At 50.1% G+C, this 6,263-nt stretch carries 8 protein-coding genes; 6 read left to right on the top strand and 2 right to left on the bottom strand.

The window, feature by feature from the left end; translation table 11 throughout:
* Positions 1-932, bottom strand: a 932-nt coding sequence (gene dusA, locus Q0W37_RS14910) for a tRNA dihydrouridine(20/20a) synthase DusA (RefSeq protein WP_297702338.1), incomplete at its 3' end; no start/stop codon positions are given.
* A gap of 119 nt (positions 933-1,051) precedes the next feature.
* Positions 1,052-1,876, bottom strand: a complete 825-nt coding sequence (locus Q0W37_RS14915) for a tetratricopeptide repeat protein (RefSeq protein ID WP_297702339.1) — start codon at positions 1,874-1,876, stop codon at positions 1,052-1,054.
* A 162-nt stretch (positions 1,877-2,038) separates the two neighbouring features.
* Between Q0W37_RS14915 and Q0W37_RS14920 the strand changes: the two genes are divergently transcribed.
* From Q0W37_RS14920 to Q0W37_RS14945, 6 genes are all read left to right on the top strand, one after another.
* Entirely contained in the window at positions 2,039-2,530 is a 492-nt protein-coding gene (locus Q0W37_RS14920; protein WP_297702340.1) for a hypothetical protein, read from the top strand.
* Complete coding sequence (locus Q0W37_RS14925; RefSeq protein ID WP_297702341.1) at positions 2,523-3,272, top strand: hypothetical protein; 750 nt, start codon at positions 2,523-2,525, stop codon at positions 3,270-3,272. Before Q0W37_RS14920 ends, Q0W37_RS14925 begins: the two co-directional genes overlap by 8 nt.
* Positions 3,269-4,201, top strand: coding sequence for an AraC family transcriptional regulator (locus tag Q0W37_RS14930; RefSeq protein ID WP_297702342.1), 933 nt, complete (start codon positions 3,269-3,271; stop codon positions 4,199-4,201). Before Q0W37_RS14925 ends, Q0W37_RS14930 begins: the two co-directional genes overlap by 4 nt.
* Before the next feature lie 26 nt (positions 4,202-4,227).
* The gene (locus Q0W37_RS14935; protein WP_297702343.1) at positions 4,228-5,325 is read left to right on the top strand and encodes an AI-2E family transporter; all 1,098 of its coding nucleotides are present in this window, start codon (positions 4,228-4,230) and stop codon (positions 5,323-5,325) included.
* Positions 5,326-5,428: 103 nt separating this feature from the next.
* A complete protein-coding gene (locus Q0W37_RS14940; RefSeq protein WP_297702344.1) occupies positions 5,429-5,731 on the top strand; it encodes an HU family DNA-binding protein in 303 nt (100 codons plus the stop codon).
* Between the two features lie 281 nt (positions 5,732-6,012).
* Positions 6,013-6,183: a hypothetical protein gene (locus Q0W37_RS14945; protein ID WP_297702345.1), complete on the top strand. Its 171-nt coding sequence runs from the start codon at positions 6,013-6,015 to the stop codon at positions 6,181-6,183.
* Positions 6,184-6,263: the final 80 nt, after the last annotated feature.

Consider the following 6,263-nt stretch of genomic DNA (forward strand, 5'->3'; position numbering starts at 1 on the left):
TTTGTTTTGGGGGCGTTTTCGCCTAGGTACTGGCGGTATTTGCGGGCACCGGGTTTCCCGTTAAAGAGCCCATACAGGTGACGTACCAAAATCGTGGCGGGTGTTCCGCGTGCGGTTTCCATCTCTACATAGGGGAGGTAGGCCTCCAGCAATGCCTTGCGGCTTTCGGGCTTTGGAGCGGAAGCGTCGTTAAAAATCCTCTCGTCGGCATCGCGCAGGAACCACGGGTTTTCGTAGGCTTCGCGACCGACCATCACGCCGTCTAAATCCTTCAGCTGTTCCTCTACCTGGTCGAGCGTCTTGATGCCACCATTGATCGAAATGTTCAGCTGCGGCATTTCTGCCTTGAGTCGGTGTACGGTGTCGTAGTTCAGCGGAGGCACTTCGCGGTTTTCTTTGGGGCTTAAGCCCTTGAGCCATGCCTTGCGGGCGTGAATGATGAATACGTGGCAGCCCGCATCGGCGATGGTGCCGATAAAGTCGCGGAAAAATTCCCAGGAGTCCAATTCGTCGACGCCGATGCGGCACTTGATGGATACCGGAATGCTTACTGCGTCCTGCATTGCCTTGAAACAGTCGGCGACCAGGTTCTTGTCTTTCATGAGGCAAGCGCCAAAGTTTCCGTTCTGCACGCGGTCCGAGGGGCAGCCGCAATTCAGGTTGACTTCCTGAAAGCCCGATTCTTCAACCATCTTGCTGCATTTGGCCAAGTCGGCCGGATTCGAACCTCCCAGCTGCAAAACGGCGGGGTATTCGAATTCCTGATGACGCAGGAACTGCTCCGGGTCGGTATGCAGCAGCGCATTGGTCGTCACCATTTCGCTGTAAAGCAGAATGTGCTTCGACAATAACCGCAAAAAATACCGTTCGTGACGGTCGGTGCAGTCAAGCATCGGGGCAATCGAAAGTCTGCGGTTAAAGTCGAGATTCATAGAGGTCGCTTCGTTTTGAGGTGTGAGGTCGTGCTAAAGCACTGTGAGGTCGCTTCGCTTTGAGTTTTTTTTGCTCATTGCTCATGCCTCAGAGAGCCGAAGGCTCGACCCCACTACCACTAAATAAACATCATCGTATTCAGTTTAGCGCGGTACTTCCACGTAAGTTCGTGTTTCGGACCGAGCACTCCGAACAAAGTAAGCATTGCCTTCTTCGCGGCACCGTTGTTCCATTCGGGGGCTTCCACATACAGGTTCAGAAACGCCTGCAGGGCGCTTTCGAAATCTTCGCTACAAGCGAGCTTGCATGCTTCGTGGTACACGATGGCTTCTTTGCCCTGAACGTCCTTCTTGGCGGCTTCGGCGTGGAAATCCAACAATTCCAGCAGCGATTTTGCTTCGCGGTACTGGTCGTCGGCTTCGGTGAACTTGGCGAGCACGTTCTTCGCCTTTTCGGTGTCGCCCATGCCGAGGCTAGCCTTTGCCCACAGAAGCTGTAGCTTCTTGTTGTCGGGGGTCTTGGCGAGCGCTTCGTCGAGCATGGGGAGCGCCTGGTCAAAATTCTTTTGCGCAATGGCATCTTCGAGTGCCATCTGGAAACGGGCTTCGTCACTCACGAAGAACTTTTCGAGGCGTTTCTTGAGGTCTGCTTCGGGGAGAACTCCCTGGATGACGTCTGCAATCTGGCCCTTCTCGACAATGTGAACCTCGGGCACCGAGCGTACGCGGAAAGCCTGGATCAGTTGCATGTTTTCGCGTTCGTCGCAGCTCACGACGCCGAGTGTAAAGTCCATGCTAGTGGAAAGGGCGCCCAGCAACTGGGAATACGGTGCGCAGTCGGGGTATTCTGCAGAAGAGAAAAGCACCGCTACGGCGCGGTTTTCGGAGGCCTGCGCGACCTCGGTCTCAAAATTTTCAGCGGTAATCTGTACTACTTTAGCCATGGTATAAATATAAAAAAGTGGTTGGTAAACAGTGGTTAGTAAACAGGGCTGTAAATAAAAATGTTTCTTTTTTGTGCCTATTCCTAATCACTAATCACTAACCACTAGCCACTATTATCTATATTCCCAAGCATGACTACTTGCCCATATTGCAAATCAGAGGTGGCAGAGATCAAGTTCCAGCATCTGGACTTGCGCATTTGCCCTAAGTGCTATTCTACGTTTTTCCCGTGCGACCAGACCATGGCCTTCCGCAGCGACTTGACTGACAAGTCCCGCGAACTCTGGCTCAAGGCCCTGCTTGCCAAAAACGTGCAGGACCCGGTTTGCGAAAATCCATGCTGCATCGATCACGGCGAACCTCTTGTGCAAGGGAAACTTCCCGATTACGGTTACGATGGAAAAATCACAACCTGTTGCAAGATGTTCCACATGCCGCCATCCATGACGATCCAGCTTCTAAAGCGCACTCTGGAACATCCTTTCCAGCAACCGGCCAAAGAAGGTAAACATCACTTTTTCTTTATCCGTTTGCTCGATGCCTTGGTAGACAAGCTCTTTGGCGAAAAGATGCCGGACGAAGACCCGCTGGATCTGGTGCAGTACAGTCTTCATCTCAAGCCCATTTTGGAACCTGACGATACGAATGGCTAAGACTTATATCATTCTTGTTATTATTGCGGCGGTCGTAGTGGGAGTGTATTTCTCGCTACCGTGCCGATTTTTCGAAGATTCGGTGTTCCCGCTACATGGGGACGCTTCGGTCGTGGTGTATGACGATTCTTACGATGGCGGCTTGTCAAAGGCCTCGTTAAAACAGGCAGATTCTTCGCTTTCGTTTAACTGTACGCTTGGCGGCGAAGAAAGTCAAAGTGCGTGGTGCGGTCTTGTTTTTGATATCCGCGAACGGGGGGACGTGCGTTACCGCGACTGGAATTTTGTGGATTCTGTCATTTTTGATATCGATGCAAAGGGAACGGACGAAATTCTTGTAAAAGTGTGGGCTTACGACCCGGACGTGACAGATACGTTGAAACCGCGTACCTTTCGCCTGCTGCTGAAGGAACTGCCGCTTGTCGAGGGCCGCCAGAGAATTTCGATTCCGATGGAACAGTTCTATACCCCTGATTTCTGGTTTGACGACGAACATGTCGACAAGTCCTTGACCGATAGACACCAGGAAACGATCGCCCGCGTAGAAATTGCTCCGGGGTGGAATCATCCGCGGCAAAAGGAATTTGCTCTTGTGATTTACGGTATTACGGCGAAGGGCCTTAGCAATTTTTCGTTTGGCGTCGTGCTGTTCATTATGCTTGGGCTCATGATTGTGGCTATTGGCAGAACTCATTCCAATAACAAGGAACACGAAGAAAAGTCTTCGGAGCGTAAGGCATGAAAAGAATAGCTCTTGCTTCTGTCGCGCTCGTCGTTGTTTTTGCGGTGTGGACCGCTTTGTTTGTAAAATTCGGTTCAACGGAACGGACGCTTTTTCCGGGAAATACGTACCAGGTGTATGCCGTGTCCGACGCTACGGTGGGTGGCTTTTCGACGGTAGAACTTTCGCATAATGATTCGCTGGTTTCGGCTCGCGTGAACATTCGGTCGGGTATGGCGTATCCGTATGCGGGGGTCGGTATCAACCTGTTGTCTGTAGACAATCGCCCTGCTTCGGGGTATTTCGATTTTTCGGATTTTGACTCGCTTGTGATCGATGTCGAAACGGGGCGCATGAAACGCGTGGGTGTCAAGATCTTGAATGACGACCCGGTGTACAGCAAGAAGAATGTGTACCAGAGTTATCGCCCGATGGTGGCGCAGGCTCCGGTGCAAATCCGTGGTAAGAAAAGCGGTGTCGCAATATCGATGCTTGATTTCAAGGTTCCCGAATGGTGGCTTGCCCAGCAAGGGCTCGACGAAGATGACGGCCTGCGCTACATGAATCGCGGAATGTTGTTCGAAATTACGAATGGCGAAGGCACGATGCTCGGCATTCCCGATGAAATTGACGTGCGTTCCATAAGACTGTGGGGCGAAAATCGGACGTTCAAGGCACTGATGTTTGTTGCCCTAGCGGTAATTGTCCTGGCTTATGCGGGGTTTATTTCTCTTACGGTGCGTAATTCCAAGGGCCAGGTGGAATCTCGCGAGAAAAAGTATAACGAGTTGAAATCGCGTATGGGCCAGGCGGCGAAACTCTTGAAGGAATCGGACCGTTCGATTGCCGAAATTGCGATTGCTGTCGGGGAGAAATCTTCGGGAGCGTTCGAAAAAGATTTTGTTCGGGTATATGGTGTAAAACCTCTGGAATATAGGACCAAAAAATGACTAGGTATTGGAATTTAGACAGAGTCATGCGGTTTCTCAGACTCTTGGTGATAACCGTTGTCGCGATTACGCTGGTGTATTATCTGCGAAGAGTTCTGTTCCCGTTCTTTGCGGCATTCCTGATGGCCTATATTATGGATCCTTTGGTGAACCGGCTGCAGAGAAAGGTGAAACACCGAATTATTGCGGTGATTATCGTGTTGCTTGTGGTGGCCCTGGTTGTAGGGGGCGCGCTTCGTTTGTTTATACCGATGGTCGTGAACGAGGTCAGGAATCTGGGAGTTCTTATCACCAAGGTTTTCAACGATTCGGAATGGGCTTCCCGTATAGAAGCCCTGATGCCGGGTGGCTTGTACGAAACGATTCATTCCCTGATTTCGTGGGACCAATTGGCGGCGTCTATGCAGCGTCTGGACTTTTGGCGTGAAGCCCATAATATTGCGTCCAAGGTGTTGCCTGGTGCCTGGGGGGTGCTCTCCTATACGGGAACCATTATCGTGTGGTTTTCTGGCGCTGCGGTGATATTTATGTATCTGGTGTTCATCATGCTCGATATGCCCAAATTGCGCCGTGGCGTGTTTAGCCTGATTCCTGATAAATATGCGGATGTCGCCATTTCTTTTGCCAGGGAAACGGACCGCTTTATGGGCAACTATTTTCGTGCCCAGTCGTTTGTTGCGCTTTCGGTTGGTATTTTGTATGCAATCGGCTTTGGCGCCATCGGACTACCTATGGGGGTTGCCTTTGGCCTATTCTCGGGAGCTTTGAATATGATTCCCTACTTGCAACTTACCACGATTCCGTTGGCGTTGCTACTGTCGGTGGTCTACGCTCTGGAAAAGGGAATGCCGTTTTGGGAAGTGGCCGTCATTGTCCTCTCGATTTACCTGGTGGTGCAGCTGATTCAGGATATGTTCCTGGTGCCTAAAATCGTGGGTTCGTCCATGAACCTGCCTCCCGTGGGGATTCTCCTTTCGCTTTCTATTTGGGGCAAGCTCCTAGGATTCCTGGGTTTGATCGTCGCGATACCCTTTACTTGCCTGTGTCTCGTTTATCTTGAGAAAATGCAGAGTAAGGCGGCTGCCGAAGAGGAGTCGGATGCCGAACCACCGCCTGAGGCCTGATTTTATAAGGTTTTTCAAATTTTTTTCAAAAAAAATGTGCCATAGCGCAAAAAAAAAAGTATAATATCACTATAAAATTCTTAACCTACTCAAGGAGTTATAAATGAACAAGCAAGATCTCATCGACGCCATCCTCGCCAACAAGGAAGCTGGTATTGAATCCAAGGCTGCTGCCGCTCGCGCAGTTGACGCCGTTCTCGACGGTATCACCGCTGGCATCAAGAAGGACGGTCTCGTTCAGTTGATCGGCTTCGGTACCTTCTCTGTGAAGAAGCGTGAAGCTCGCACCGGCATCAATCCGCTGACCAAGGAAAAGATCAAGATCAAGGCTACTCAGGTTGTGTCCTTCAAGGTCGGTGCTGGCCTCAAGGAAACCGCCAAGAAGACCAAGATTGCTAAGAAGTAATTTTACTCTAAAGCGATTTTTGCTGCACCTGGGAATACTCCCGGGTGTTTTTTGTTTTATCGCTCACCTTTTACTATATGGCGCTCTTGTAGAGCGCATATAGTTCGGCTCGGCTATGACAAAGCATAAATGCTTTGACGTCTACGACGTCCGCGGCTGCAGCTAGAAAATGCAAAAAATGTTTTTGCGCTTTCTAGCTTTGCTCACTTTTGTCGCAGCGCTCGCCTTTTACTATATTACCTTGTAAAGTGTTGAATATCAATTAATTAGTGAGGGATGATATGATCCGTAAATTCTTGGGAATGCTTTGCCTTTCCGCCTTTGTAATGTCGGTGATTGGTTGCGGAAGCTCTAGCAGCGGTACCGATGACGACGAATGCACCAATGATCCTGAATCTGCGAACTGCAAGGTTGAAAATGTGGATGAAGGGATTGAAGAATTGGAACCGTAACCCGTATTTTTTACATATTTTGGTTTAAGACGTTGAAAGATTTACATTTTTTGTCTATATTTGCGCAAGTTTAAACCTTG

It is taken from the genome of uncultured Fibrobacter sp. (assembly GCF_947166265.1).
Classification (GTDB): domain Bacteria; phylum Fibrobacterota; class Fibrobacteria; order Fibrobacterales; family Fibrobacteraceae; genus Fibrobacter.

Coding starts and splice junctions, on each gene's coding strand:
- Q0W37_RS14915 (WP_297702339.1), bottom strand. CDS start 1,876: ATGGCTAAAGTAGTACAGATTACCGCTGAAAATTTTGAGACCGAGGTC.
- Q0W37_RS14925 (WP_297702341.1), top strand. CDS start 2,523: ATGGCTAAGACTTATATCATTCTTGTTATTATTGCGGCGGTCGTAGTG.
- Q0W37_RS14930 (WP_297702342.1), top strand. CDS start 3,269: ATGAAAAGAATAGCTCTTGCTTCTGTCGCGCTCGTCGTTGTTTTTGCG.
- Q0W37_RS14935 (WP_297702343.1), top strand. CDS start 4,228: ATGCGGTTTCTCAGACTCTTGGTGATAACCGTTGTCGCGATTACGCTG.
- Q0W37_RS14940 (WP_297702344.1), top strand. CDS start 5,429: ATGAACAAGCAAGATCTCATCGACGCCATCCTCGCCAACAAGGAAGCT.
- Q0W37_RS14945 (WP_297702345.1), top strand. CDS start 6,013: ATGATCCGTAAATTCTTGGGAATGCTTTGCCTTTCCGCCTTTGTAATG.